This window comes from Humidesulfovibrio mexicanus, assembly GCF_900188225.1.
GTDB classification, from domain to species: domain Bacteria; phylum Desulfobacterota; class Desulfovibrionia; order Desulfovibrionales; family Desulfovibrionaceae; genus Humidesulfovibrio; species Humidesulfovibrio mexicanus.
In genome coordinates this window covers 26,005-52,635 of sequence record NZ_FZOC01000002.1, presented here as the reverse complement: position 1 = coordinate 52,635, position 26,631 = coordinate 26,005, and the positions used below count along the sequence as shown (strand labels likewise).

Annotated in this window: 27 protein-coding genes and 1 tRNA gene; 17 read left to right on the top strand and 11 right to left on the bottom strand. The window is 64.5% G+C overall.

Features of this window, described 5'->3' with window-relative positions:
* Positions 1-25 precede the first annotated feature (25 nt).
* The 3 genes from CHB73_RS04025 to CHB73_RS04015 all read right to left on the bottom strand — a co-directional run bounded on the left by CHB73_RS04025 (position 26) and on the right by CHB73_RS04015 (position 1,489).
* A complete protein-coding gene (locus tag CHB73_RS04025) occupies positions 26-253 on the bottom strand; it encodes a cold shock domain-containing protein (protein WP_089272381.1) in 228 nt (75 codons plus the stop codon).
* A 217-nt stretch (positions 254-470) separates the two neighbouring features.
* Positions 471-689 carry a translation initiation factor IF-1 gene (gene infA / locus CHB73_RS04020; protein WP_089272379.1) on the bottom strand — a complete coding sequence of 73 codons (219 nt, stop codon included), beginning with the start codon at positions 687-689 and terminating at the stop codon, positions 471-473.
* An 80-nt stretch (positions 690-769) separates the two neighbouring features.
* Positions 770-1,489 (bottom strand): phosphoribosylanthranilate isomerase, encoded by a 720-nt coding sequence (locus tag CHB73_RS04015; RefSeq protein ID WP_089272376.1) that lies wholly within the window; start codon positions 1,487-1,489, stop codon positions 770-772.
* Between the two features lie 76 nt (positions 1,490-1,565).
* Here CHB73_RS04015 and CHB73_RS04010 point away from each other — a divergent pair, with 76 nt between their 5' ends.
* A complete protein-coding gene (locus CHB73_RS04010; RefSeq protein WP_089273349.1) occupies positions 1,566-2,780 on the top strand; it encodes a GAF and HD-GYP domain-containing protein in 1,215 nt (404 codons plus the stop codon).
* On the opposite strand, the gene CHB73_RS04005 is transcribed toward CHB73_RS04010, so the two are convergent.
* The 3 genes from CHB73_RS04005 to CHB73_RS03995 all read right to left on the bottom strand — a co-directional run bounded on the left by CHB73_RS04005 (position 2,777) and on the right by CHB73_RS03995 (position 5,578).
* The gene (locus CHB73_RS04005; protein WP_089272374.1) at positions 2,777-3,682 is read right to left on the bottom strand and encodes a HesA/MoeB/ThiF family protein; all 906 of its coding nucleotides are present in this window, start codon (positions 3,680-3,682) and stop codon (positions 2,777-2,779) included. The two genes, CHB73_RS04010 and CHB73_RS04005, sit on opposite strands and share 4 nt — an antisense overlap.
* A 2-nt stretch (positions 3,683-3,684) precedes the next feature.
* Positions 3,685-3,912 (bottom strand): MoaD/ThiS family protein, encoded by a 228-nt coding sequence (locus CHB73_RS04000; protein ID WP_089272372.1) that lies wholly within the window; start codon positions 3,910-3,912, stop codon positions 3,685-3,687.
* 115 nt (positions 3,913-4,027) lie between these two features.
* Complete coding sequence (locus CHB73_RS03995) at positions 4,028-5,578, bottom strand: L-lactate permease (RefSeq protein WP_089272370.1); 1,551 nt, start codon at positions 5,576-5,578, stop codon at positions 4,028-4,030.
* A gap of 316 nt (positions 5,579-5,894) precedes the next feature.
* On the opposite strand from CHB73_RS03995, the gene CHB73_RS03990 reads away from it, so the two are divergent.
* Positions 5,895-6,398: a hypothetical protein gene (locus CHB73_RS03990; RefSeq protein WP_089272368.1), complete on the top strand. Its 504-nt coding sequence runs from the start codon at positions 5,895-5,897 to the stop codon at positions 6,396-6,398.
* On the opposite strand, the gene CHB73_RS03985 is transcribed toward CHB73_RS03990, so the two are convergent.
* A complete protein-coding gene (locus CHB73_RS03985; protein WP_089272366.1) occupies positions 6,355-6,969 on the bottom strand; it encodes a flavodoxin family protein in 615 nt (204 codons plus the stop codon). The genes CHB73_RS03990 and CHB73_RS03985 overlap by 44 nt on opposite strands.
* Complete coding sequence (locus tag CHB73_RS03980) at positions 6,969-7,280, bottom strand: MTH1187 family thiamine-binding protein (RefSeq protein WP_089272364.1); 312 nt, start codon at positions 7,278-7,280, stop codon at positions 6,969-6,971. Before CHB73_RS03980 ends, CHB73_RS03985 begins: the two co-directional genes overlap by 1 nt.
* 365 nt (positions 7,281-7,645) lie before the next feature.
* On the opposite strand from CHB73_RS03980, the gene CHB73_RS03975 reads away from it, so the two are divergent.
* The 4 genes from CHB73_RS03975 to CHB73_RS03960 all read left to right on the top strand — a co-directional run bounded on the left by CHB73_RS03975 (position 7,646) and on the right by CHB73_RS03960 (position 11,283).
* Complete coding sequence (locus CHB73_RS03975; protein ID WP_089272362.1) at positions 7,646-8,623, top strand: hydrogenase small subunit; 978 nt, start codon at positions 7,646-7,648, stop codon at positions 8,621-8,623.
* A gap of 77 nt (positions 8,624-8,700) precedes the next feature.
* On the top strand, positions 8,701-10,401 hold the full coding sequence (locus CHB73_RS03970) for a nickel-dependent hydrogenase large subunit (protein WP_089272360.1): 1,701 nt from the start codon (positions 8,701-8,703) through the stop codon (positions 10,399-10,401).
* 74 nt (positions 10,402-10,475) lie between these two features.
* Positions 10,476-11,015: a HyaD/HybD family hydrogenase maturation endopeptidase gene (locus tag CHB73_RS03965; RefSeq protein ID WP_089272358.1), complete on the top strand. Its 540-nt coding sequence runs from the start codon at positions 10,476-10,478 to the stop codon at positions 11,013-11,015.
* Positions 11,016-11,019: 4 nt separating this feature from the next.
* Entirely contained in the window at positions 11,020-11,283 is a 264-nt protein-coding gene (locus tag CHB73_RS03960) for a HypC/HybG/HupF family hydrogenase formation chaperone (RefSeq protein WP_089272356.1), read from the top strand.
* An 86-nt stretch (positions 11,284-11,369) separates the two neighbouring features.
* On the opposite strand, the gene CHB73_RS03955 is transcribed toward CHB73_RS03960, so the two are convergent.
* Both CHB73_RS03955 and CHB73_RS03950 read right to left on the bottom strand, forming a co-directional pair.
* A complete protein-coding gene (locus CHB73_RS03955; RefSeq protein ID WP_179216886.1) occupies positions 11,370-11,885 on the bottom strand; it encodes a hypothetical protein in 516 nt (171 codons plus the stop codon).
* Positions 11,882-12,994, bottom strand: coding sequence for a 4Fe-4S dicluster domain-containing protein (locus tag CHB73_RS03950; RefSeq protein WP_089273347.1), 1,113 nt, complete (start codon positions 12,992-12,994; stop codon positions 11,882-11,884). The genes CHB73_RS03955 and CHB73_RS03950 overlap by 4 nt, the downstream gene beginning before the upstream one ends.
* Positions 12,995-13,307: 313 nt before the next feature.
* Between CHB73_RS03950 and CHB73_RS03945 the strand changes: the two genes are divergently transcribed.
* Positions 13,308-14,588, top strand: a complete 1,281-nt coding sequence (locus CHB73_RS03945; protein WP_089272353.1) for a citrate synthase — start codon at positions 13,308-13,310, stop codon at positions 14,586-14,588.
* Between the two features lie 111 nt (positions 14,589-14,699).
* Positions 14,700-14,786, top strand: a tRNA-Leu gene (locus CHB73_RS03940).
* Positions 14,787-15,203: 417 nt separating this feature from the next.
* On the opposite strand, the gene CHB73_RS03935 is transcribed toward CHB73_RS03940, so the two are convergent.
* Complete coding sequence (locus tag CHB73_RS03935) at positions 15,204-16,487, bottom strand: nitrogen regulation protein NR(II) (RefSeq protein ID WP_089272350.1); 1,284 nt, start codon at positions 16,485-16,487, stop codon at positions 15,204-15,206.
* Positions 16,488-17,113: 626 nt separating this feature from the next.
* Here CHB73_RS03935 and CHB73_RS03930 point away from each other — a divergent pair.
* The 9 genes from CHB73_RS03930 to CHB73_RS03890 all read left to right on the top strand — a co-directional run bounded on the left by CHB73_RS03930 (position 17,114) and on the right by CHB73_RS03890 (position 26,555).
* Positions 17,114-17,770 (top strand): FadR/GntR family transcriptional regulator, encoded by a 657-nt coding sequence (locus CHB73_RS03930; protein WP_235641508.1) that lies wholly within the window; start codon positions 17,114-17,116, stop codon positions 17,768-17,770.
* A gap of 4 nt (positions 17,771-17,774) precedes the next feature.
* A complete protein-coding gene (locus CHB73_RS03925) occupies positions 17,775-18,023 on the top strand; it encodes a hypothetical protein (RefSeq protein WP_089272346.1) in 249 nt (82 codons plus the stop codon).
* 35 nt (positions 18,024-18,058) lie between these two features.
* Entirely contained in the window at positions 18,059-19,462 is a 1,404-nt protein-coding gene (locus CHB73_RS03920) for a hypothetical protein (protein WP_089272343.1), read from the top strand.
* Positions 19,463-19,486: 24 nt separating this feature from the next.
* Positions 19,487-20,653 (top strand): MBL fold metallo-hydrolase, encoded by a 1,167-nt coding sequence (locus tag CHB73_RS03915; protein WP_089272341.1) that lies wholly within the window; start codon positions 19,487-19,489, stop codon positions 20,651-20,653.
* Positions 20,654-20,714: 61 nt separating this feature from the next.
* The gene (locus CHB73_RS03910) at positions 20,715-22,538 is read left to right on the top strand and encodes a CobW family GTP-binding protein (RefSeq protein ID WP_089272339.1); all 1,824 of its coding nucleotides are present in this window, start codon (positions 20,715-20,717) and stop codon (positions 22,536-22,538) included.
* Positions 22,535-23,137, top strand: coding sequence for a MotA/TolQ/ExbB proton channel family protein (locus CHB73_RS03905; protein ID WP_089272336.1), 603 nt, complete (start codon positions 22,535-22,537; stop codon positions 23,135-23,137). Before CHB73_RS03910 ends, CHB73_RS03905 begins: the two co-directional genes overlap by 4 nt.
* Positions 23,134-23,574 carry an ExbD/TolR family protein gene (locus CHB73_RS03900; RefSeq protein ID WP_089272334.1) on the top strand — a complete coding sequence of 147 codons (441 nt, stop codon included), beginning with the start codon at positions 23,134-23,136 and terminating at the stop codon, positions 23,572-23,574. The genes CHB73_RS03905 and CHB73_RS03900 overlap by 4 nt, the downstream gene beginning before the upstream one ends.
* Positions 23,571-24,098: an energy transducer TonB family protein gene (locus CHB73_RS03895; protein ID WP_089272332.1), complete on the top strand. Its 528-nt coding sequence runs from the start codon at positions 23,571-23,573 to the stop codon at positions 24,096-24,098. The genes CHB73_RS03900 and CHB73_RS03895 overlap by 4 nt, the downstream gene beginning before the upstream one ends.
* 39 nt (positions 24,099-24,137) lie before the next feature.
* Positions 24,138-26,555, top strand: coding sequence for a methyl-accepting chemotaxis protein (locus CHB73_RS03890; protein ID WP_089272330.1), 2,418 nt, complete (start codon positions 24,138-24,140; stop codon positions 26,553-26,555).
* Positions 26,556-26,631 lie beyond the last annotated feature (76 nt).

The window sequence follows — 26,631 nt, the reverse complement described above, 5'->3', positions numbered from 1 at the left end:
GTCATTTCCTCGTCCAGCGGAAGCCCTACCCCCGCCGCGCCTTCTCGTCGCGCAGCTCCACATTCACCGCGCGCAGGGCGTTGCCGCCCTCGGCCAAATCGAACAGCACGGCCTCGCCCGGCGCCAGCGTCTGGAAGCCCTCGCGCTGAATCTCCGCATAGTGCACGAACACGTCGCGCCCGGCCTCGTCGGTGATGAACCCAAAGCCCTTGCGCTCGTCGAAATAGCTCACCACGCCCCGCAACCGCCGCATACCGCGCCTCCCTGCCGCGCGGGCGCGAAAAGCCCGGCGGACGCCGTGAGCATAGCCCAGGCGGAGCCGTTCCGGCAATGGCCCAGACGTTGCGGGGACGCGCACGCGCTGCAGCGATAAGGCTGGCACGAACGTTGCGCGGTCGCCCAACGGCCCAAACAAACACAAAAAGCCCGCCAAAGGCGGGCCTGAGGTGCTTCGTGTATGCGAGGGGGGATTAACGCAAGCGGAAGGTGATGCGGCCGCGGGTCAGGTCGTAGGGGGAAAGCTCCACCTTGACCTTGTCGCCGGGCAGGATGCGGATATAGTGCTTGCGCATCTTCCCGGAAATGTGGCCCAGGATGCTGTGCCCGTTCTGCAACTCGACGCGGAACATGGCGTTGGGCAGGGCTTCCTGGATGACGCCCTCAACCTCAATGGCTTCTTCTTTGGACATGCAGTCTCCTCAAAATTGCGTCCGGCGCGTTGGGAATTCCCAAAGCATTTCGCGCCAGAACTCTCGAAAGGTGCAGCTTTCTACGCCGAATCGCAATCTTTGGCAAGCCCCGCCGCCCCAAGCGCGGCGAACGCGGCCCGCGCCTGGGTCACAAAACGCCGCAAAAGGGCCTCGTCCTTGCGGCCCTGCGTATCCTCCAGGCCGGTATGGGCGTCTACTCCACCGGGTTGGACTGTGCGGATGGCCTCGGCCACGTTGTCCGCGTCAAGCCCCCCGGCCAGGATAAGGGGCCGGGGCAGGGCGCGGGCCAGGCGCGCGCTCACGGCCCAGTCATGGACCTTGCCCGTGGCGCCGCTGGCCCCGCTGGCCGGGTCAAAGGTGTCGGTGAGAAAGGCGTCCACTAGAGGGGCGTGGGCCTGGGCCTGGGCGAGGATGTCGGCCTCGGGAGCGGTCCCGATCACCAGGCTCTTGATGACGAACAGCTCCGGCGCGGCGGCGCGCAGCCGGGCCGCATGGGCAAGGGGCATGTTTCCGTGCAGCTGCAGGCCGGAAACGCCCAAATACCGACACAGGGCGAGCGCCTCCTCGGCGTCGGAAAGATAGGTGATGAGCACGGCCTGGGCCCCTGAACCGGCCAGGGCCGCCACGATGGCGCGGGCTTCCTCGTCCGTCACGTCGGGCCGGTGCACGGGCAGACGCAGGGGCAGGCCGACGTAACTCACGCCGCAACGCGCCAGCATGAGGGCCTCGCCCACGGAAACGGCCCCCGCAGCCTGGATCAGTTCTGTTCGCCTTGACATATTTCCCCTTCGGTTTCACAACTCAAGCTGCCGCGAAGGCGGAAGGCACACAACCCAGGAGCCCAGCGTGGAGTACATGGACAGAAAACCATACGACATCGTCCGCGAGATCCTCAAGGTCATCGAGGAGCTGAACACCCTCAAGGACGTGGACGCCATTCTGGACAAGGTGCTGGAGGAGGCGCGCGCCATGACCATGGCCGATGCCGGGTCCATCTTCCTGGTGGAGGGCGAGGCGTTGCGGTTCCGCTACGTGCACAACGACACCCTGTTCACCGCCACCGAGGCCAGCCGCCAAATTTATACCGACTACAGCCTTCCGATCAATGACAAGTCCATCGTGGGCTACGCGGCCATGACGGGAGAAATCGTCAACATCCCGGACGCCTACAGCCTGGGCGGAGACGAGCCTTACAGCTTCAACAAGAACTTGGACCAGGAGACCGGCTATCGCACCCGCTCCATGCTGACCCTGCCCCTCAAGACCTTCCAGAACAAGATCGTGGGGGTCATGCAGCTCATCAACGCCAAGGACCGCGAAGGCCAGCCCGAGCCCTTCAGCGAATACGCCCTGCAGTACGCGCCGCTCTTCGCCAACTCCGCCTCGGTGACCATAGAGCGCGGCATCATGACGCGCGAGATCATGCTGCGCATGATGAAGATGGCCGAGATGCGCGACCCCAAGGAAACCGGGGCGCACGTGCTGCGCGTGGGGGCCTACAGCGCGGAGGTATACCAGCAGTGGGCCAAGCGCAAGGGCGTGGACGACCTGACCATTAAACGGCGCAAGGACACCCTGCGTCTGGCCGCCATGCTGCACGACGTGGGCAAGGTGGGCATCGCCGACGCCATTCTGAAAAAGCCCGGCCGCCTCACGCCGGAAGAATTCGCGCTCATGAAGTGGCACTCCATCTACGGGGCCGCGCTCTTCGCCAACACCACCTCGGAACTGGACCAGCTCTGCCGCGAGATTGCCCTGCGCCACCACGAGCGCTGGGACGGCACGGGCTACCCCGGCCGCCTGCCCGACGACCTGTCCCAGGTGCGGGAGCTGTGCGTGGCGCCGCTCTCCGGCGAGGACATCCCCATCGCCGCGCGCATAACCGCCCTGGCCGACGTGTACGACGCGCTCATCTCCACCCGCGCCTACAAGGACGCCTGGCCCGAAGACAAAGTCATTGAGGAGATTCTGCGCAGCCGGGGCACCCAGTTCGATCCCGAGGTGGTGGACGCTTTCATGGAAATCCAGGACGTCATCCGCGCCATTCGCGCCAAGTACCAGGAAGACTAGAGCGAAAACGTCTCGAAGCGCATGTCCGCAAGGTCGAAGGCGAGGAGCTTACCCGCCAGCGCAGCGGGGCGTCCGCACAGAATGTTCAGCGCCTCTCCCGCCATGAGCGAGGCCGCAACGGCCACCGCCGGGGCTGGTGTGCCCTGGGACTCCTCCGCCCCCGCGCCGGACCCGAAGAACTCCGCCGGGCTTTTGCCTCCGGGCAACACCGTGGCCACCAGGCCAGACTGCCCGGACACCGCCGCCGTCACCAACGCAATGCCAGCCTGGTCGGCGGCGCGCGCCAGCTCGGCCCTGCCCGCAAGCCCGCCCAGTGCGTCGAGGCAGACCTGCGCATCGGCCGACAGCTCCGCCATGCCCGCCTCGTCCACGTAATCCGCCACAGGCTCGAACGCCACGGCCGGGTTCACCAGCCCAAGCCGCGCCGCGGCGGCGGCCGCCTTGTAGCCGCCCAGGCTGTGCCGCGTGGCGTACAACTGGCGGTTCAGGTTCGAGGGCTCGAATTCGTCGCCATCGGCGGCGCGCACGGCCCCCACTCCGGCCCGGGCCAGCAGTTCCAGCACGTGGCCGCCCAGCCCGCCAAGCCCGATGAGCACCGCGCGCGACTCCGCCAGGCGCAGCTGCTCGGCCGCGCTGTAGGTGTCGAAATTGCGCAGGTAGCGCTCCGGCCACACGCCCAGGGCCAGCGCCGCGCGCTCCACTTGGGCCAGGGCTCGGCCACGCGGTCTGCCCGGCTGGCCGCTCGTGCCGCGCTGCGCCCCCCTGGGCAGGCTGCGCGCAAGTTCCTTGGCCGCATAAAACCCCAGCACGGACAATTCGCGGCCGTCTGGCAGGCGCCTGGACCGCGCCGTCTCAAGAATGCGCGCATTGAGCTGCGCGACGCAATCAGCTGTGCTCCTCATGGCTAGCCGCCTCCCACGGCGGGGAACAGGCCCAGCCGGTCCCCTTCGGCCAACTGGCGGGACAGTTCGGCGTGGATGCCGTTGACGAAAATCAGCTTCAATTCCTCCGGCGCAATGCCCAGGCGGGCCACCACTTCGGCCACGCGCTCCCCGGGGGCCACGGGGAAGGCCTCCGCGTCCTGCGGGGTGTGGCGCGAAAGGCTGGCGAAGCACTTGACGGTGATGTTCATGCTGCCTCTCTATCGTGCATTCTGGGGCACGTCAAAGGGGTCTGTGCTTCAATAAAAGGGGCCTGACCACCGGTGGCTGCGGCGGCCAGGCCCCGCAAGGGCTGGGAAGTCGGCCCTAATAGGCCCAGAGCATGGTCATCACGGCGCACACCCCAGTAATGAGCATGGAGACCACGAAGGCCGGACGTATGGCGGCGCTGGCCTCGCGGATGCGGTCGATGCTGGAGGCCGCGTTCTGCAACTTTGCCGGGGAAATGACGCTGGCCAGACCGCCGCCGATGGCGCTGCCCGCCGCGATCACCACGCCGGACGCGCCGATGTGCTCGGCAGTGGAGAGGTGCAGCTTGGTCAGCATGGCGATGGACGAGGTCTCCGAACCGGAGATGAAACCGCCGAGCAGCCCCAGGAACGGGGCCACGGCCGCGTAAAACTGGCCGAATGCGTTCGCGGAGGCGCTGGCCATGACATGGATCATGTTGTGCATGGGGTTCGCAAGCGTCCAATCCGCGCCCTTGCCTGAATGGTTCATGACATAGGCGATGGCGAAGAACACCGAGGCGCTCATGATAGGCCGCCCGGCGCGCTTGGCGGCGGTTTTCAGGCCGCGCCGCACCTGCTCGCCCGTGGCGCGCATGATGGGCAGGGCCAGGAACGTGCATATGGCCACCCAGAAGTACGCCTGCCAGAACAGGCGGATCTTTTCCGGATTGCCGGGGATGATCTCAAGCGGCATGGCCCAATCCACGAAGGTCATCTTGAAGAAGGGCAGGAACGGCGCGTTCAGAATAAGGGAAAGCACGGTGAGGATGATCCAGGGCGACACCGCGCGCGGCAGGGAGATGCGCGCCTCGGCGGCCAAGTCCTTTTCGGAGAGCATTCCCCGGTCCTGCAGGGTCTTGCCCGTCAGCTTCACGTAGGCCACCAGCACCAGAATGACCGCAAGCCCGGCCGCGATTCCGGTTATGGTGACCAGCCCGGCATGGGCCATGAGAATGGCGACGCCTCCGGCCGTGACGCCCGCGAGCAGCGCGGGAAACAGGCCTTCCCTGACCATCTTGGCGCCGCCGGTGAGCTGCAGCATCCCAAGGGCGATGCAGGTGCTGATGACCGGCATGAAGTAGGCGAAGTGCAGGCCGACCTCCTGCACGGGCTGGCCCACGAACTGCGCGAACACCACGGCCGGGATGCCAAGAAGCGCATAGGTGCACAAGGCGTCGTAGCCGATGGCCGGGAGCAGGATTGCCGCAACGGTGGAGTAGCCCAGGGCGATCATGATGGGCGGCAGAATGGACACGGTGACCGCGCCCAGACTGGTGAGCAGGATGCCGAAGCCCACGTTGATGATCATGATCTGCACCACCTGCTGGCCGGGGGCGATGGTCTTCATGAGGGCCACCACGCGTGCAACCGCGCCGGTCTCCTGCATGAGGGTGATCTGCATGATGCTGGCCGCCATGACCAGGGCGATGGGCAGCGAGGCCACCAGCCCGGCCGCCGAGGCGGTCAGCACCACCTCCACCGGGGTCTGAAAATACAGCCAGGCCACCAGCGCTGCCACGCCCCAGCCGATGTAGCCCGCGGTGTCCGCGGCCACACGGTACACAAGCAGCAGGAAAAAGATGGCGAGAACAGGAAAAAACGCCAACAAGACCGAAAGAATATCCATTATGATTGCCCACCCTCCCCGAAGATGAATCTGCAGCCTTGCGGCGGGCCGCCGCGTTCCGCGCAGAAAGTGAGCGCCCGCATTCAGGCATATGCTTCCTGCCGTGCGCGGACGCGGTGCGCCCGCGCCGTGCTGCCGAACCTGCCGGAATGCTAGTGACGCGGAATGCTGCGGGACTCGACGGCCGTCATGCGGGCAAACGCCCGCATCGCGGCTTCGCCTGTTGCCTTATGCGTTTGCACCGCACAACGCAAGCCCCGAACAGCGTTTTTCCAGCCGCGTTGCAATCCGCGCCCGGCTGTGCAAGGATACGTACATGTCCACTACGCTGTGCCGCGCCGTGACCGCATTGGCCTGCCTGCTCCTTTGCGCCTGTTCCAGCCCCATCGATGTGGTGCGCGAGGCGCGCCTGCCGTTGGACGAGACCGTCACGGTGGAGCAGGCGCTTGCGCGCTACCCCTACTTCACCGGCATCGAGTGGAACACCTATGAGGACGAACACGGCAAACGCATCGTGGAGGCCGTGTGCGACATTGATGTGGCCGCCACCTGCCGTGGGGTGAATCCGGAAGGGTTGAAACTTGCCCGCCGCGATGTTGAGCGCGACTGCTTCGTGGCCCGCTTCGTGGTGGACGGCCTGCCGCGCCAAGTGCGCGCCCTGGAAGCCCAGCACCTGACCCGCTGCACGAACGGCGCGCGCCTCGTCATGGCTGACCCCAAATACCTGCGCGCCATCTACAACCGCGAGCAGGTGCGGCTGTTCTGCCTGGAGGGCCTCAACTGCCCTGGGGCCGGGCTGGCGACGGGGACGGGCCAATAGCCAGCTCGCGGCCAAGGGCGCGGGCCTGGTCCAGCACCTCGTCCCGGCGCTTGGCGTCGCCCAGATGGTACACCTTGCAGGCGCGCAGCACCCTGCTTTCGGTGAAGCCGAGCCAGTTGAAGAAATACGCGTAGCGCGGAAAGATGTCCGTGAACAGGTCCTCGCGGGGGTGCCCCTGGGCAATGACCATGCAGAAGGTCTTGCCGGGGACAAGCCGCGTGCGCTTCTCCTTGTTGCAGGCATAGTCCGGGGTCAGAAAGCTGTAGCAGCGGTCGATGAAGCCCTTGAGCTGGGCGCTGACCTCGCCAAAGTACACCGGCGTGGCCAGCACAAGCGCATCGCAGCCGCGCACGGCCTCAAGCACTTCGGTCAAATCGTCGCGCAACACGCAGGCCTCGGCCTTGGTCTTGCATTGCAAACATCCCTGGCAGCCCTTGTAGTCCAACGTGTTCAAGGCGAAGGTCTGCGCTTCGGCCCCGGCGTTTTGCGCCGCCTCGCACAGCGCCTGGGCCATGGCGGCGCTGTTGCCGTTGCGCCTGGGGCTCCCCAGCAGGCACACGATGCGCCGCATCACTCCCCTCCCCGCGCAGCGAGCGCGCGCTCCACGCTTTCCGGCTTCGCCGCCAGCCCGCCCGACCGGCCGCGACGCCAGTCGGCCTTCATGGTCAGGTACACGCGGTCGCTGTCCGCCGCCAGTTCCCGGAAACAGGCGTCCACCACGGCCAGCACCTCGCCCCACTCCCCTTCGATGCAGGTGCCCATGGGCGTGAGTTGGCACGACAGCCCGCTGGCCCGTATTCTGCCGACAGCCTTTGCCACATATCGGCTCACGCTCTGGCCCTTGTCCATGGGGAACAACGAAAGCTCCACGATGACGCTCATTTACCCATCCTCGCTGTCTATTGATCTGCTTTTTTGCACAAGCGTGTGTCTTGGCTGAGCATGCCGCCGCAGGCCGTCCTCGTCAACGACTTCGTCCTCCCGGGACGATACCATGTCAATCCGGCTGGTTACAGATTCTCTACCGACCAAGCCCCTTGCGCCTTTCCGCTTTTTTTCCTCCAGAACCTTGCCAAGGCCACCTTGTTCATGTATGGAACAAGCAGCTAAAGCCCTGATATGGTTGTATATTTTTTTAGAAATCGTATGACGTTCGTGCCACCGGATATGTATTCGTAACACGAGCGTCGCGGTCTTCCGGTCATGAGGCGTACACGTCACGTTTTACCATAATCTGGAGGTGTTGTATGAAGGTTTCCGTAGGACATGGCTTGAGCGGCGCCGAGAAACGCCTTGAAGAACGCGGCATTTCTCGTCGCGACTTCATGAAATTCTGCGGCACTATCGCCGCGGCCATGGGGATGGGTCCGGCTTTCGCTCCTGAAATCGCCGCCGCCCTCACGTCCGACAATCGCCCGTCGGTGATCTGGCTGCACAACGCGGAATGCACCGGTTGCTCCGAAGCGATTCTGCGTCTGGCCAACCCGTACATCGACACGCTGATCCTGGACGTCATCTCCCTGGAGTACCAGGAGACCATCATGGCCGCCGCAGGCGAGATGGCCGAAAAGGCCCTGCACGACGCCATGAAGAAGCCCTACCTCTGCGTTGTCGAAGGCGCCATTCCCACCAAGGACAACGGCATCTATGGCAAGATCGGCGGCCACACCATGCTCGACATCTGCAAGAAAGTGGTGCCCGGCGCGTTGGCCACCATCGCCTATGGCACCTGCGCCACCTACGGCGGCGTGCAGGCTGCGGCACCCAATCCGACCGGCGCCAAGGGCGTTGACGAGGTGTTCCCCAAGGCCACCATCATCAATGTTCCCGGCTGCCCGCCCAATCCGGTCAACCTGCTCGGCACCGTGGTTGCGGCCATTGAGACCGTGGTGAACAAGAAGCCCCTGCCCAAGCTCGACGACCTCAAGCGCCCCCTGGCGTTCTTCGGCGAGACCGTGCACGACAAGTGCGAACGCCTGCCCTTCTTCGAGCAGGACAAGTTCGCCCCCTCCTTCGATTCCAAGGAAGCCAAGGAAGGCTGGTGCCTGTACAAGCTGGGCTGCAAGGGCCCCTACACCTACAACAACTGCCCCACCAAGAAGTTCAACCCCCTGGACAAGGGCGTGGGCGTCTCCTGGCCCGTGCAGGCCGGTCACCCCTGCATCGGCTGCTCCGAGCCCAAGTTCTGGGACACCATGAGCCCCTTCTACGAAGAACAGAAGTAGGCTGAACCGGACTGTTCGTTCCCGGTTGTGTGCACGGCAATATCCGCGACTTCAACTCCCCATTAGGAGGATACAATATGTCTGGTTCCAAACCGCAAACCATTCCGGTCACGCCCAAGGGCAATTTCTCCGGCCCGGTCATTGTCGACCCGGTCACCCGCATTGAAGGCCACCTGCGCATCGAGACCGTCGTCGAAAACGGCAAGGTCGTCGATGTGCGCAGCAGCTCCCAGCTGTTCCGCGGCCTGGAGATCATCCTCAAGGGCCGCGACCCGCGCGACGCCCAGCACTTCACCCAGCGCTCCTGCGGCGTGTGCACCTACACCCACGCCCTGGCCAGCACCCGCGCGGTGGACAACGCCGTCAAGGTCAAGATCCCCAAAAACGCCATCCTCATGCGCAACTTGGTCATGGCTTCCCAGTACCTGCATGACCACCTGGTGCACTTCTATCACCTGCACGCGCTGGACTGGGTCAACGTGGCCAACGCCCTGAAGGCCGACCCCGCCAAGACCGCCGCGCTGTCCAACAGCCTGTCGGCCGGCCGCAAGGAGACCGCCGCCCAGTTCAAGGCCGTGCAGGACAAGGTCGGCGCCCTGGTCGCCTCCGGCAAGCTCGGCATCTTCACCAACGCCTACTTCCTGGGCGAGAAGAAGAACGAGGCCTACTACCTGCCCGCCGAGGCCGACCTCATGGCCACCAAACACTACCTTGACGCCCTGCACATGCAGGTCAAGGCCGCGCGCGCCATGGCCATCTTCGGCGCCAAGAACCCACACACCCAGTTCACCGTGGTGGGCGGCGTCACCAACTACGACGCGCTGAAGCCCGAGCGCATGGCCGAGTACAAGGCCCTCACCGACGAAGTCACCGCCTTCATCCGTGACTTCTACATCCCGGACGTCATCGCCATCGGCACCTTCTACAAGGACTGGGGCTCCATCGGCGGAACCACCAACTTCCTGACCTTCGGCGAGTTCCCCACCGACGAGTACGACCTGAACGCCCGCTTCTTCGCTCCCGGCCTCATCATGAAGCGTGACCTCAAGAACCCCACCTCCTTCGATCCGAACCAGATTCTGGAGCATGTGAAGCACAGCTGGTACGTGGGCGACAAGGCCCTGCATCCTTACCAGGGCGTCACCGAACCCAAGTACACCAGCCTTGAGGACAAGGACCGCTACTCCTGGATGAAGGCTCCCCGCTACAACGGCGAGTCCTGCGAAGTCGGCCCCCTGGCCGCCATGCTCGTGGCCTACGCCAAGGGCCACAAGCCCACCGTGGATGCGGTGAACATGGTCCTGGCCAAGGTCGGCGTTGGCCCCGCGGCGCTGTTCTCCACCCTGGGCCGCACCGCCGCCCGCGCCATCGAATGCCTGGTCACCGCCAATCAGATCCCGGTCTGGCTTGAGGCTCTGAGCAGCAACGTGAAGAGCGGCGACACCGAACTCTACACCCCCTGGAAGATGCCGGACGAGGCCGAGGGCGTGGGCTACGCCACCGCCCCCCGCGGCGCACTGTCCCACTGGATCAAGATCAAGAAGGGCAAGATCGAGAACTTCCAGCTCGTGGTGCCCTCCACCTGGAACCTCGGTCCCCGCTGCGCGGCCGGCAAACTCGGCCCCGTGGAAGAGGCCCTCATGGGCACCCCGATCTTCGACCCGGCCCGTCCGGTCGAGATCCTGCGCACGGTCCACAGCTTCGACCCCTGCATCGCCTGCGGCGTGCACGTGCTCGACGCCAAGACCGGCAAGACCGCCAGCTTCAAGGTGTTGTAAACCGTAACGCCATCCTGTATTGGACGGGAATCCGGTTCGCCGGATTCCCGTCCTTTTTCCCAAAACGAGGCTCCATGACTGACACAAAAACACGCATCCTGGTTCTCGGCGTGGGCAACATCCTCTTCACCGACGAGGGCATCGGCGTTCGTGCGGTTGAAGAGCTCACCCGCCTCTATGACTTTTCCGACAATGTCACCCTCATGGACGGCGGCACCCTCGGCACGCGCCTCATGGACCCCATCATGGACAGCGACCTGCTCATCGTGGTGGACGCCGTGCTGGGCGACGGCCCGGCCGGAAGCGTCTACCGCCTTGTGGGCGAGGATCTTCGCAAGAGTTTGGCCTTCAAGGACTCCATGCACCAGACCGACCTGGTGGACACCCTCGTCATGTGCGACATCGTCGGCAACAGACCGGAAGCAGTCATCGTCGGCATGGAGCCGGAAGACTTCCACACCATGGCCTTGGAGCTTTCCCCCGTGGCCAAGGAGCGCCAGGAGGCCCTCATGGGCTTTGTGCTGGAGGAAATCGAAAAGGCCGGCGGCACCTACGCCAAGAAGGCGAACCCCGCCCCGGCAAGACGGGCCGACAGCCCGGCCCACCAGGAGTAATGTCATGTGCCTAGCCGTTCCCGCTGAAGTCATCTCCATTGAGGACCAGGTGGCCACCTGCCGCGTGGGCGAGGGCGACACCACTGTCACCGCCTCGCTCATGATCCTGGACGACACCATCGCTCCTGGAGATTTCCTCATCATCCACGCGGGCTTCGCCATCCGCAAGCTGGACCCGGTGGAGGCCCGCGAAACCCTGCAGATCCTGCGCGATGTCATCGCCGCCGCCGAGGAGGCCGGAATCAAGCAGGACAACCTGGTCATCTAGGCCCGCTTTTCCCAAACGCGACAGAAGGCCACGCGCGACTCTCCGCGCATGGCCTTCTTGTTTCATCCTGCACGCTACGCCAAATTTCAGGACACCGGGGCCCCGCGCCGCGACTCTTGCCGGACCCGCGCCCCCGCCTGCGTCCAGTACGTTCCGCCCGAGAGCTTGCGCCAAAGGGCCAGGCACCCCAGCAGAAACGCCAGCCCCAGGTGCGTCCAGTCCACCAGCATCACCGGCTGGGGCGAGAAGTTGACCCCGTGCAGGTTCTTAAGCACGCGCACCGCGCCTGTGACGATGAGCAAGCCGAGCACTGCCGCGCGCGTCCAGCCCAAAGCCGTGAGCGCATGGGTGCGCCGCCACTCCAGCGCCCAGCGGGTAACGACGTATGCGGTCAAGAAGAGCAGCAGCGCCGCCCCCAGGTAATGCAATTTGTGGGTCAGCCAGAAGTCGCCCAGCCAGCCCAGCCCAGGCACGGCCACGATGCGGTAGCGGCTGGCTATGGGCATCTGCATGGTTCCGGTGAGGGCAAGCAGGGCCACGCAGGCCACATAGAACCAGGCCACAAGACGGGATACGGGACGCAAACCATGCTGTGTGCTCATTTGCCGCCCTCCTTGCCGCCTTGGCCGTCCTTGGGCGCAGGGGAGGCGCCATCGGTGAAGCCCTTGCCGAACCCCCCGGCCAGCAGTTCACTGGCCGAAGGCCGCGCCCCCCCGCCTCCGGAGTCAGGCTTCGGGCCCTCCGGCGGATCCGGCCTGCGTCCGCCCGCAAGACGGGAGCCCAGGCGCAAGGCCCCGGCCACCACGCCAGCCACCGGGGCAAGCAGCGCCGCAAGGGCCAGCTTGTCCTCGTCGGCCATCATGTCCGCAACCGGGGAAAGGTGCGGCTTGCCCGGACCTGTGGTGGCCGCCGCGTCCAGCACATCGAAGGGCACCGGCGACACATACAGGGAGTTGGTGCCGCCATTCTCGGTCTCGCCGTAGATGTACCCGCCCATATCGCGCGCCAGAGCATGGGCCTTGGCCACAATCTCGGAACGCGGGCCGATCTCCTGCACGCCGTAAGGACATGCTTCGATGCAGGCGGGCTGGCCGCCCTTGGCCACGCGGTCGGCGCAGCGGTCGCACTTGTACATGACCCCGTTGCCGCCATAGGTGGGCATGAGCTTGAGGTACAGGCCCACGCCGGTCTGGCGCATGGGAATCTCCCAGGGGCATACCGTCTTGCATTTGGCCCCGCCCAGGCAGATTTCGTCGTCGATGCGCACGATGCCGTTGTTCTGCCGTGCGGCCGCGCCCCAGGGGCACAGGTTGGCGCAGGGAGGATTCTGGCAGTGCATACAGCGCCGGGGGATGTGGATTTCAAACGGCTGGCCCTGGTACTGCCCGCGCGCGGACTGGATGTAGAGCCAGTTGTACGGGGTCAGGCGGTCGTCCACATGCCGACGCGTGGACCAGTCTTCCGCCTTGACCGTTGCCGGGAACATGGGCGGAAAGGGTTTCTTCGGCTCCGGGAACTTGTGGGCGTTGGCCTCGCGGCAGGCCTCCACGCAGGCCCCGCAGCCCACGCACTTGGAAAGGTCATGCAGGGTGGCCAACTCCTCGCCGCCTTCCGCAGGGGCCGTGGCCGCCGCAGCAGCAGCGGCAGCGGCGGGAACCGCCAGGCCCACGCCCGCCATGCCGAGAGTCGCGAGAAACTGCCTGCGCGTCATGTTCTTTTGTGTGTTCGAATCGTCGTTCACTGGGGGATCTCCGTTGGCGTTGTTTCTTTGCCGGAAGTGGAGAGTATAAGCCTTTTGCAGCCGTGCGCAAGCCGGTCCGGCGCATGTTCCACACCTCCCGCGCATGACAGGATTGTCAAACCCGCGCGGGGCTTGCTGGACAACAGGGCTGAATCCTAGTAGGCAGCCCATTGGATTGCGAGGGCTTCGCCCGAGGGCGACAGAATTTTATTCTGCGCCGACAGACCCAGAACGGACGGCGAAACCCCATATGCGTGAACGACAGCACATTACGGAAGAGCACATGACCAAGACCGCACAGCTGATCATTGATGGCAAGACCTTTGAGCTCCCCATCATCGAAGGCGCCCTGGGCGACCGTGGCCTGGACATCACCAAACTGCGCTCGCAGACCGGGTGCATCACCTATGATCCCGGCTACATGAACACCGGGCCCTGCAAAAGCGCCATCACCTTTGTCGATGGCGAACAGGGCATTCTGCGCTACAGGGGCTACCCCATCGACCAGATCGCCTCGCGCGGCTCTTTCACCGAAACGGCCTGGTTGCTTATTTTCGGTGAACTGCCCACACGGGAACAGCTGTCGCGTTTTTCCGCAGGCCTGTGCGCCGAGGAACTGCTGCACGAGGATCTGCGCCACCACTTCGAGGGCTTTCCGCCAGGCGGGCACCCCATGGCCATGCTGTCGGCCGTGGTCAATTCCATGGGCTGCTACCATCCCGACCTGCTGGAGATCGAAAGCAAGGGCGAATTCTATCTGGCGGCCTCCAAGATCATCAGCAAGGTGCGCACCATCGCGGCCTTCAGCTATCGCAAGAGCATGGGGCTGCCGTTCATGTATCCCAACCCGGCCCTGTCCTACTGCCGCAACTTCCTGCACATGATGTTCTCCATACCGCACAAGCACTACGACCCGAGCCCGGAGGCCGTGCGGGCGCTGTCGCTCTTTTTGACCCTGCACGCGGACCACGAGCAGAACTGCTCCACAAGCACGGTGCGCATGGTGGGCTCAAGCCAGGCCAACCTGTTCGCCTCCGTATCGGCAGGCATTTGCGCCCTGTGGGGACGGCTGCACGGCGGGGCAAACGCGGGCGTCATGGAGATGCTGGAGCAGATATCCGAGGGCAAGCGCACCCCGCGCGAGGTGCTGGAACTGGCCAAGCAGAAGAAGTTCAGGCTCATGGGCTTCGGCCACCGCATTTACAAAAGCTACGACCCGCGCGCGGTGATCCTCAAGCAGGCCGCCCACGACCTGCTCACCAAGCTGGGCAAGCTGGACCGGCTCATGGACATCGCCATGGAGCTGGAGGCCCTGGCCCTGGCCGACCCCTACTTCGCCGAGCGCAAGCTGTACCCCAACGTGGACTTCTACTCCGGGCTCATTTTGCGGGCGCTGAACATCCCGATGCAGATGTTCCCGGTGATGTTCGCCATAGGCCGTATGCCGGGCTGGATCGCCCACTGGTACGAGGAGCACCAGCAGCATGGCAGCAAGATCCACCGCCCCCGACAGATTTTCACCGGGCAGGTGCTGCGCGATTACGTGCCCTTCGACGAACGGTAGGCCGCCGCAAAAAAAACGTTGCGGGAAACAAAAAAACCCTTGCCAACGGCACGCGATGCGGCTAAATGATTCCCTCGCAACGACGGGATGGCGACACGCCGCCCGGACAATGCCGAAGTGGTGGAATTGGTAGACACGCTAGGTTCAGGGTCTAGTGGTCGCAAGGCCATGGGAGTTCGAGTCTCCCCTTCGGCACCAGAATGAACAGGGGTCCCGCTAACAAGGCGGGACCCTTTTTCTTTTTCAGCCAAAGCACACGCGCTCCCGGCGGCCTCTGGACGAAGCGGGCTGCGGCGCTTTTGGAGCGGACGCGCGCGCCATCGTGATGAAGCCCACGGATGCGAGCGGACGCGCCACCGCCAATCCCGGTTTGCTCTGCGCCAGCGCTGCACGGCAAAACACGCGCCGCGCCCCAACGGCAAGGCCGAACGCTTCACGCAAGCGGCCCTGCGTGAGGGGCCTACGCAGCAGCTCCCCCACCGCAAACGAAAGAACCAGCGAGTTGCCCCGCAGGCTCCATGCATTCAACTTCCGCTAAAATCACTAAGCGTTACAAAACAAGCCGCCATTCAGCCGGATCGCACAGGCAGTGAACAACGGCGTGCAACGCAACAGCTAGCGCGCGCCCTTTCGCTTAAGGCACCGCTCCAGCCCTTTCAGAAACTCGGGGTACAGCTCGTACAACGGGGCTGGGGCCTCCGGATCGTAGCTCTCGGCCTGGCGCGAGCAAAAGATCAGCACCTTGGTCAGAACGCCATTGTCGAAAAACGGCTGCGCGTAATAGGAGCGGATGCCGCGCGGGATGAACAGCGCCCAGTCGATGGGCTTGATGCTTTTCGATGTTTCCTGGACCACATGCTGGGGCAGATTGAAGCGGACGATGTTCTCCGCGATGGAGCCCTCGTACGGATGCGTGTGGTCCTCAGGCAGGAAGTCGAAGGGCTCGCCCACTCCGGTGACCTGCACCCTGTTCTCGGCAATGAAGATGCGCGAAAGCATGATGCCGCTGGTGGGCGAATCCGGCGGCAAAACGTCGAGCATCGTTTTCAGCAGCTCCGTGATGGTCTTGCACTTGGCCATGGCCTGGATGGTTTTGCGAGGCGGCGTGGGCGCATCGCAGCGCGTCGGCGTCTCGCGGCAGGCCGTGCAGGTGTTGAGATGGGTCAAGGTGACCCAGAGCAGGCTCTTCTCGTCACGTGCAACGGCCTGCACACGGGCCATGCACTGGTGATGCCTGCCCGTGCTGTCGGTCACGATGAGCTCGCCGGCCCAGAAGTCCGAGAAGATCAGCCCCTCGTACACATGGAACATCTGCTCCCTGGTGTTCTTCTGAAACAACCGGCCCAGGTCCAGGGAGGCCATGTCGCTGGCCGAGTAGCACAGCAGGCTCCGCGCCGCGGCGTTGGCCATGAACACCCTGCGGTCGGAAAAACGGATGAGCAGCACCGGCTCGTCCAGCAGGTCGATTCTGTCGCACAGGGGGGGGCGGCCGTCGGTGGACAGAATCGCGTTCACGTGGGCGGTGATGTCCATAAACAGGCCCAAGGAGCAGGTAGGCAGCTCCGGGTCGGGCATGGACATGAGCTTGAACCAGGCGATGGTTCCATCCGCAAGGCGGATGCGGAACGTGCAGGCCGCTGGGTGGCGGTTGCGCATCTGGTCGTAGCAATGCAGAAACCGGTCGTTGTCCTGGCCCACAATCATCTGCCTGGCATAGGCGGGGTTCTGCAGGACCGCCTTGGCCTCTTCCCCAAGCGAGGGGATGGTGTAGGCGTTAAGGTAGGTTATCTCATTGGCCACAATGTCTATCCGCCAGGCCAGGGCGGGCAGCATGGCCAGATAGGCGCCCAGGCGCTGGTCCCCGTTTCCAGGTTCCGTGTTTTCAAGAGTCTTGAGCATTGAGGGTCCCTTGTCGTCGCTTCTCCGCAAGCGCGGGTGACGGGCACGTTACCCCTGTCCCGGTCTGGTTGGCAAACCATCCGGCCTGTTGGCCCCACCAGACACACCGTCAAGTCTGGACATGCACAGCGGCCCCGGCAGGAAGCAAGGCGACGGCAAACACGCGCATGGGCCTGAAAACTGGAGACAATGCCCCGCCAGATCACCAGCCCCCCCATCAGGCGGGGTGACCCGGCGCAGACGCCAAACGGGGGGTGCCCGCCATCGGCAAAACAGATTGTTCCAAAAGCCACGCCACTGGCCCAACCAAAAGACCATTCCCATCGTTTGAACGCCTCACGCCCGCACCATGCGCTAGCGCCAGTCGTCTGTCCCGACCAGCCGGGAAAAACAAAAAAATAATATACATTCAGGTTGTTACATAACAGCACAGCAGCTCCGCATCACCCGTCCCGAAATCTGGCCCAACCAGTTGTGTGTGATTTTTTTACCATTCCCTTGCACTGCCGACAAATTTGGCACTAAGTGGACTTGAAACGATCACATTGGGTCATGCAAACCCTAAACTGGTTGGACCAGATATGGCATCAGCACAACGTCCCATTCTTTGCAAACGGGTCGCGGACATGCTCAAGGGCTCCTCCTTTTCCGTGGGCGATCGCCTGCCCGGCGAACGCCGTCTTGCGGAACTGTTCGAGACCAGCCGCAACACCATCCGCGAGGTGCTCTGCAACCTTGAGACCATGGGCTATGTGGAGATCCGCCAGAAGAGCGGCTGCTACCTCAAGAGCAAGGAAGGCCGCATCAGCTGGGAGCAGCTGCGCAGGCGCAGGTCGCAAACCGCCACGCGGCAGATTCTGGACACCCTGGCCCTGGTGCTTCCCGGCCTGGCGCGCGAGCAGGCCGCGCGCCTGTCGCCCGTGGCCGTGGCTGATCTTGAAAACATCACGGCGCGCCTGGGCGAAGCCATCGTCAATTTCGACATCGCCGCCTTCAGCCGCATCTACATCGGTTTCTTCCTCACCCTGGCACGGGTCTCGGCCAACGACTACCTGATCCTGCTTCTGGAGGAGCTCCAGGCGGCGGCCCACAACCTGGACGATGCGGGCATTGGTCTTGCCGAAGCCCGGACCGGTTTCCTGTTCGAGTACCACGTTGAGCTTTTCAACGCGCTGAAAAGCGCCAGGGCCGAGGAGGCCCAGACGCTGGCCGCGAAATGTATGGATGCCTTTGCAGCAATGGTGCTGCCCGGGGAATGGCCGGGCAACGAAACCACACGGTGAACCCATGAACCGAAGAGAGTTCTTTTGCCGTTTCGTTCCCTTCTTGGGTCAGGCGGTGGATGCGGAGAAGACATCGAGTCGGCCGGAACATCCCGCGCGGATCAGGCTGACCGAGAACGAGCGCTTCCTCCGCGCCATGGCCATGGGGATCGATCCGGCAACGATGACGCCCGGGCAATTGAAGGAACTGGTTCCGGACCCGGAACCGCAAACCCCACCTCAGAAGCAAGAGCGGTTGGACAGCGAGGCCTGATCATCCTCACTGGGAACTCGCCAAGGAGTTGCAGCATGGACAACAGTAGCGTGAGCTACCTTGAAAGCCGGAAACTGGTAAAGCGCTGGAACGGCCCCATACCGGCACTGGTCAACAGCGTCATCATCATGGCGTTCTTCTACGTCACCTGGTGGATATTCCAGGACCCCCGCGGCCTGATGCGCATGTACACCCCCTACGTGGGCTACATGGTCTGCCGCTGGCTCCTCATCCTGTTCATCTGGCTGGCGTACATTTTCGATTTCTGGCCCTTCAAAAGAACCTGGCTCAACAAAACACATCCACTCGTCAAGGGCGCGGTGCTCACGCTGGTGAGCGTTGCGGCCATGGTCCTGTTGATCAAGGGCTTCTTCATTGAAATCCTTGGCAACTTCGGCATCGCCTACTTCTCGCCAAGCCGACTCATCGGCATGGGCATCACGGACTTCTACGCCGAGGAATACGCGGCCGAGGCCATCATGATGTTCGCGGCCATCGCGTCCTGGCTGGCGCCCAGCTGGGTTGTGGCCTGCGAGAACGCGCCCTGGCAAAAGCTCGGCCAGCCCGCGCGGGGCATCACCATCGCGGTGGTGACCTTCTTCATCAGCATGATCGTCTACTTCGTGACCATGCACTCGCACATGGCCATCCTCTTCTACCCCTGGCAGAAGTTCGCGGCCATCTGCCCGCCTTATTGGGAAGACTTCGCCAACACGGTCTCCGGCAACTTCCACATCGCCTGGATCATGTGCGGCACCGTGGTGGTCTGGCTCTATGAGACCATTTGGCAGCGCTACCCCTTCAACCTCATCAAGCACGACGGCCTGCGCCGCACCGCCTCCTTCTTCGGCATCCTGGGCATCGCCGTGGCCCTGTGCTTCTTCCTCTACTACGCCCAGGACCTTGTCTGGGGCGAGACCATCCGCGGCACCCGCCGCCTTGCCGCCCCGGACTGGCGCTGGCTGCACGTGGGCGAAATGGCCATCTTCTGGCTGGTGCCCACCCTGTTCCTGACCTTCTACTGCAACAACTGGCCGAACAAGTTCAGCCGCCCGGTCAACGTCTGCATCCGCACCCTGCTTACCGCCGCCATGGCCGTTGTGCTCTACGTCGTCTACTACAAGACCTCGCACCTGTTCCTGGGCACGCAGAAGGGCTTCTCGCACCCGCAGCAGTTCCCCATGATTCCCATGATCTGGCTGATCAACATCTTCCTGATCAACGTCTGGTTCATGGACGGCTGGCCGGGCTGGAAGGCCGTGCCCAAGACCGAGGCCGAGCTTGAAGAGGTGAAGGAGGAAGTTGTGGCCAGCGACGTGAAGTGGACCGCGGGTCTGGCCAAGGGCCTGGCCATCGGCCTGGCCGCCGGTGCGCTGCTCTACTTCGCCATCATCAACGTCCTGCCCTGGGTCGGCGCCAACATCACCATCATCGAATAAGCGCGGGAAGGAGGAGAAGAAGCAATGAGCGACGAAAAGAAGACGATAAGCAGGCGCGACTTCGTGAAGGGCGCGGCCACGGGTTTGGTGGCCGGGGCGTTCGCGAGCATGGGCATGTACTCGTACACCCCCTGGGCCTACGCCCGCCTTCCGGAAAAGAAGCGCACCCCGCAGGACTTCGGAACCTGCCGCAGCGTGCGCGTGACCAACATCTCGGAAACCAGCTGGTTCAACAACGCCCACCTCATCGGCGACATCAACGAGGCCGGCGGCCTGCTGGTGAACCAGTACACCCTGAACTGGGCGCCCATGGCCAACGGCAAGGGCTCGGCCAAGGGCTCCTACGAGGAAGGCATCAGCACCATCAAGGACCTGCTGCCCCACCACCTGGAAAAGGCCTGGGAAATCCAGAAGAAGCTGTCCCTGCACCCGGACAATCCGGGCGGCTTCTCCTGCCTGCTTGAGGTGGAGGCCCTGGACGGCACCGTGCGCAAGTACCTGCTGGACACCGGCTGGTCGTACGAATGGATGGACGCCTGCTTCAAGCGCGAGGGCATCGACCAGATGCTGCGCAACCGCGAAATCGAGGCCCTGTTCATTTCCCACGAGCACTGGGACCACTTCTGGGGACTGCCCGTCACCATGAAGTACGACAACCGCATTCCCCTGTACCTGCACAACGGCTTCTACAAGGAAGGCCTCCAGTACGTGAAGGACAGCGGGTACAAGGGCGCCCCGGTCATCCTGGACAAGACCATAACCCCGATCATTCCGGGCATGGCCGTGCTCAAGTTCGATGTGCCCATCATCAACCGCGTGTTCGGCGAGACCTCCCTGGCCTTCAACGTCAAGGACAAGGGATTGGTGCTCATCTCCGGCTGCAACCACCAGGGCATTCTCCAGTTCGCGGACCTCGCCTACACCAGCCTCAAGTACGACAACGACAAGTTCTACGGCATTTACGGGGGCCTGCACATCTCGCCCTTCGAGGACTGGGATCCGAAGTACGACGACCTGGTCATCTCCCTCGGCAAATGGGGCTTCGAGCGCATCGGTTGCAACCATTGCACCGGCCACCTCACGGCCAAGAAGTTCATCGAGGCGGGCTACCCCGTGGTGCGCGGCACCGCCCGGTTCCGCTCCTCCTCGCCGGACTACCTCGGCAACGGCGACAAGATAACCTTCGGCTGATCTCCCCCCCATCCTAGCGTCCGGCCCTTCGGGGCCGGGCGCGCACCACGGGTCGTCACACATGAATCTTTCCGCACTGCTCCCCCCCCTGCGCGCCAAAGGCCAGCCCGTGAACACGCCGGGCCTGCTCATGAACAGCCTGCTCGCCGCCTCGCGCCACGACGAATTCATGCGCCTTGTCGGCTGGAAAGGCATGGCCGTGTGCTCCAGGGCGAACCTCGCCTGGACCATGCGGCTGCGCAGTCGGCCCGGCATATACGGCCTGGGCGCGGAAGCGGGCGGACAAGACCAGGACATGCGGACCGCCGTATTGGGCCTGTACTATTTCCCGGCGGCCGATGAAGCGCTCCTGGAACGCATGTCCCTGGCCGCACACCTCGCCACTGCGCAACCCGATTATCTGGATCGGGTCCGCGCCTTCTCGGCCGCGCCGGACTGGGCCGCTCCGTTTCGCCTCGGAGCGGCCCGCATCCTTTTCCACCGCGACGAAAGCGCCATGGCGCTCCAGCTCCGCGCCTTCGATCGCAAGGCCTGCATCGCCATGGACGGCGTGGCCACGGACTCCGGAGACTGGCTCGTCGCTCCGGGAGAACCCGAAGAGGACATCCCCGCCCAGGACATCGCCATGGATCTGTTCCTGGTTCTCTGCGCGGCCATGTCCAACAGCCTGGGCGAGCGCCCCGCGCGCTACGGCCGGGAGGAGGCCCCCTCCGCCATCCCCGGCTACACACGGGACGGTCGGCGCGTCCACAGCGGCGGGCACTGCGCCGACATCACCCACAGCCTCGCCTGGGGCGACGATGCGGCCGCCTGCGAGCTTCTGCTCCCGCTCCGCCGGGAGGACACGCGTACCCCGGACCAGACCGGAGACATGCCGCACGCCATCGCCTCGGCCCTGCTCTGGAAAATCCACGACCTCCCCTCCCTGAGAACGGAGGAGGAGTGCGCCTTCGCCTTCGACACCCGGCCCAGGCTCATCGTCCTGAGCGGGTTCCTGGGCTCGGGCAAGACCACCTTCCTGAACCAGCTGCTGGAGTATCACGCCTCGCGCGACGAACTGGTGGCCATCATCCAGAACGAGGTGGGCCAGACCGGGGTGGACGGCAAGCTTCTGGAAGGCGACGACTCCATCGTGGAAATGGACGAGGGCTGCGTGTGCTGCACCCTGGCCGGCAACCTTTCCCGCGGCATCGAGCAACTCACGGCCCGGTTCAGCCCCAAGGTCATTGTGCTGGAAAGCACAGGGCTGGCCAACCCATTCAACATACTCAGGGAAATCAACACCCTTCGCCCCCTGGTGCGGCTGGACTCCATCACCACCCTGGTGGACGCGGTCAACGCGCCCCTGCTGCTGGACACCAGCGACATCGCCACGGACCAGATCAAGGCCGCGGACATCATCCTGCTGAACAAGTGCGACCTGGTTTCCGAACAGGAGCGCGTCCGCCTCGCCGGGCGCATCCGCGCCCTGAACGCCCGTGCGCTTGTGGCCGAAACCGAATACGGAGCCATCAATCCGGCGACGCTCTACGACTCCGACCCCTTTGACCGGAATCTTCCCGAACCGCCGCCAGGACAGTGCGGCCATGCGCACCACACCCACGCCATGGAGGGGTTCACCTCCAGGCGCTTCGCCTTTGGCGTCCCGCTGGACAGGGATGTCCTGGTCCAGACCATGGAGCGCCTGCTCCCCTGCGGCGTGTTCCGGCTCAAGGGCATTGTGGCCATAGCCGGGCTCGAACACGCCCAGGTGGTGCAATATGTCGCGGGAAGGCATGAGTTCTCCAGTCTTGGCAAGCCGTTCGACGATCAGTCCTTCCTGGTCGCCATTGGCAAGGACATGGACCTGTCCCCCCTTGAGGCGCTTCAGGAGGCGTGCGCATGAACCTGTTCCAGCAAGGCGGCCCGCTGATGTGGCCGCTTCTCGCGCTTTCCGTGGCGACCCTCGCCGTCATGGCCGAACGTTTCGTGGTATTCACCACCACGCATTTCCCGGACCGCGACAGCCTCTCCTCCATTCTGGAGATGCTGCGCCAGGGCAACACACGGGATTCGCTCGCCCTGGTTCAGGACAGCGCGCCCTTTTTCGCCGCATACTTCGTCGCGCTGCTTGCGCCGGGCACGGCGCGCCAACGCGAGGCGCACGCCCAGCTTGCCGGAGAGGAAGCCCTGTTCTCCCTGAGCCGTCGCCTGGACTTCCTCTCCACCGCGGCCTCGGCGGCGCCCCTCATCGGCCTGCTGGGCACGGTCGCGGGCATGATCTCGGCCTTCTCCAAACTGGCGAGCTCCGGCAACGTGGACATCACCATGCTGGCGGGCGGCATCTGGCAGGCCCTGCTGACCACCGGGGCGGGGCTGTGCATCGCCATACCGGCGCTGTTGGCCCACCGCTGGTTCCTGCGCCAGCACGAAAAAACGGCCTTCGCCATGCAGCGGGCCGCGGCGCTGCTTCTGGAGGTGGAGCCGCCGGAGCCGAAAGCGTGATCTCCTTCAAGCGCTGCACCCCGAAGCCCTCCTCTCCGGACATCACCTCCCTCTTGGACGTGGTGTTCATTCTTCTGCTCTTCTTCGTGGTTTCCTCGGTATTCACCGCCCGCGGCATGGACATGGAACTGCCCGATGCGGAAACCGCGCATCCGGTCTCCGGAAAGTCCATGGAAATCCAACTCGCGGCCGACGGCTCGCTTTCCTGCGACGGGAACCCGGCCACCCTGCGCGACCTCTCCTTCATACTGGAGCGCACAGCGGGCCTTCCCCCGGCCAGCCAGCCCGGCCGCATCCTGCTCAAGGCCCAGCCCGAGGCGCACGTGGATGTCTTTGTGCGCGTGGTGGACATGGTGCGCAAGCACGGGTTCAGCAACGTGGTCATCGCCACGCGCACCAGCGGGCAACCCGCCAACATCGACGGGGACGCGCAATGACGTCCAGTCCGGTGCTGAACGCCTGCGTCGCCGTCTCGCTGTGCGCGCACGTTCTGCTGTTCCAGCTGCGCTGGACTTCCGAGGCCTGTTCCGGCGGCGAGCAGCTCCTCATTCCCGCGGATTTCGACGTGGCCGTCATGCCGAGCGGCGATGCCCTGAGCCTGGGCCAGGCGGCGGATCCGACCGAGGACGGGGACAAGGGGGAAAAGGGCCAGGCGAGCCGACAACGGCAGGCGCTCCGCCAGTTCACGGCCTCCGTGTGCAAGGCCATAGAACAGCGCAAGTTCCAGCCAAGCCGCCAGGGGCTGGAAGACCTGATCGGCAACGCCAGCTACGCCTTCACCATCATGGCGGACGGCTCCTTCGCCGACCTGCGGCTGGTGCGCGGCTCGGGCGTGGCCCGGCTGGACCAGACCGCCCTGCTCGCCATCCACGCGGCCAGCGGCGTGGTCAAACGCCCCAAGATCACCGGCAGCGCGCCCCTACACATCTCCGTGACCGTCAAGTATCAGCATTCGCTGTAGAAAGTATCGAAAAATGCGACCAATTCAAGAGGGAGCATCATGAAGGCAATCGCGAGCAAACGGCTTTCCTTCCGGTACATCGGCTGTGTGGTCCTCATTCTCTGCCTGTTCCTTTCGGGCTTTGGACTGTACCTGCACAGCAACCAGGCGCGCAAGGAAACGCAATCCAGCGAAGAAAGCAGCCGCGCCGCCCTCAAGAGCGCGGCCCTGGCCCTGCACGACTGGATAGACGGGCAGGTCAAGCTCGGCACGGTGCTGTCGCACGCGCCGGAGGTGGTCCGGGCCTGCCGCAATCCTGCCGACCCGGCGGCCACGGCCCCGGCCAAGGCGCTGCTGCAAAAGGTGCACGACGCATACGGGTTTTATGAAAACATCCCCCTTGCCGCCCATGTTCCGGGGGGCGGGGCCATCACCGTCACGGTGAACGGCGAGCCGCGCAGCGTGCGCGACGGCGCGTTCTTCACCGACACGGTAAACGGCAACACCATCGGCAAGTGCGGCGCGCAGATGCGCTTCATCCAGGAATCCCGGCAAGGCCGCGACTATTTCATCAGCGACGTGTACCCAAGCCTGCTGCGGGGCAACCCCATCTTCGTCATCGCCTTCCCCGTGCGCGACCAGGGCGAGCACGTGGGCACGCTGATCCTGGCGCCGCGCATGGACAAATTCTCGGACATGTTCGTGAACACGTCCAAAATCGGCGAGACGGGGCACCTCTTCTTCCTGGACGACCGGGGCATGGTCATCGCCCACCCGGACCAGGCCATGGTGCTGAAAAAGGATCTGGGCGACCACGCGGGCTACCTGAAGCGGCTCGCGGCAGGGGAGGACAACTTCGTTGCCAGCGCCGGGGCGGAAGCCGACATCCGCTACCTCGCCCAGCCCATCGCCATCCCCGAGGCCAACATCCAAAACCGCTGGCTGCTCTGCGCCTCGCAGTCCATGGCGGAAATCAAGAGCGGAGCGGACCGCTTCGCCAAGGTCCTGGCCGTGTCCGGCGCGCTGTTCCTGGTCGTGCTGGCCTGCGCCCTCTACCTGCTGACCCGCGCCCTGGTCACCCGGCCCCTGAACACCGTGGCGGAATACGCCAAGGCCGTGGAGCAGGGCGACCTGGACGCCACGCTCACCCTGAACCGCAGCGACGAAATCGGGATGCTGGCGGACTCCCTGCGCAACATGACCGTGCACATCATCGGGGCAATCCGCGAGGAGATGGGCTTCATGCAGGGCATCCTGGGCGGCATACGCAACCCCTTCGTCGTGGTGGACACGGAGCTCAAGGTACGCAACTGCAGCCAAAGCATGGTTGAAGTCACAGGCCTGGGCGGGGACGCCAAGGACGTTCAGGGAATGCACGTGGCCAAGCTGCTCTTCGGCGATCCCGCGCGGCACGTTATTTTGGAAGATGTGCTCCGCGACGGACAACCGCGCCACAACGTGCCGTTTTCCTACACCAATCCCAAAGGCCGCGACTACGAGATGGTCATCGACGTGGTGGTCATCCGCGACGAGAAGGGGGTGCTGCTTGGCGGCATCACCTTCTGGAACGACGTCACCGAGCTCAAGGCCAGGCAACGCGCCATCGAGGCCCAGAACCGCCGCATCGAGGAGGCCGCCGCCGCCGCCGAAACCCTGTCCGTGGAGACCGACGCCTCCATCCGCACGCTGACGCAGGACATCGCCCAGTCCAGCGAGCGCACGGACCAGCAAAAGGGGCATCTGCTCGAAACCGTCACGGCCATCGACGAGTTGAGCGCCACGGTGCAGGAAATCGCGCGCAACGCCGCCAAGACCGCGTCCAACGCGGAGGACACCCGCACCCAGGCCGACAGCGGTGTCGAGGTCGTGCGCGAATCCATGCGGGCCATACAGGCGCTGCAAGGCGTGGTGGAAGCCATGGGGACCGACCTGGAGCAGCTCAGCACGCAGGCCGACGGCATCGACAACGTCATGAAGATCATCAACGACATTGCGGACCAGACCAACCTGCTGGCCCTGAACGCGGCCATCGAGGCGGCCCGGGCCGGGGACGCGGGCCGGGGCTTTTCCGTGGTGGCCGACGAAGTGCGCAAGCTTGCGGAAAAGACCATGGCCGCAACCGGGGAAGTGGAAACCGCCATTGCGGCCATCCAGGGCGGCACGCGCAAATGCGTGCAATCCATCCGGCAGGTCGACGCCGAGGCCAACCGGAGCGTGACCAGCGCGGACAAGACGCATGGCGCGCTGACGCAGATCGCCGAACTGGCCCGCACCACCAGCGGCATGGTGGCCAGCATCGCCACCGCCGCGGAACAACAGTCCGCCGCCACGGAGCAGATCGCCCGCACGGCCAGCGGCGTGGGGGCCATGGCCGAGGAGAACCACCTCGCCATGCGGCAGTCCGAATCCAACGTCCGGGGCGTGGAAACCTCCTTCAAGGAGCTCAGGGAAATCATCAAGGCCATGCGCGGGCAATGACGCGCCGTGCAACGACGCAGGGACGCGGGCAACGCCTGCAATACAGCCTGACGCCAGACGGCTTCACAACGCCAAG